Source organism: Holdemanella sp. DFI.5.55 (genome assembly GCF_020593575.1).
Classification (GTDB): domain Bacteria; phylum Bacillota_I; class Bacilli_A; order Erysipelotrichales; family Erysipelotrichaceae; genus Holdemanella; species Holdemanella hominis.
Map to the genome: position 1 here is coordinate 1 of NZ_JAJDMK010000258.1, position 272 is coordinate 272.

Annotated in this window: 1 pseudogene; it reads right to left on the bottom strand. The window is 46.0% G+C overall.

Annotated elements, in window-relative coordinates:
- Positions 1 to 272 (bottom strand): annotated as a pseudogene (proY, locus tag LJE08_RS14020) (proline-specific permease ProY); the annotation flags it as partial.

Consider the following 272-nt stretch of genomic DNA (forward strand, 5'->3'; position numbering starts at 1 on the left):
GCTCTTCCTTCATATGACCCAACGATGATCGACATTGAGAACATAAAGCCCTTAAAGCCGCCGGTGAAAAAGCCGCCATGAGCCCAAAGATTGCTAAAGCCAATGGGATGACCGCCATTACCAAATCCCAGCAGAATCACTAAAAAGCCCAGAATAATCATTAAAACAATCGTTACGACCTTGATCATGGCAAACCAGAACTCCAAGGTACCATAAGCTTTGGCACTGGCCAGGTTGGCGATGGCTAAAAAGAAGATGATGATCAGACCTGC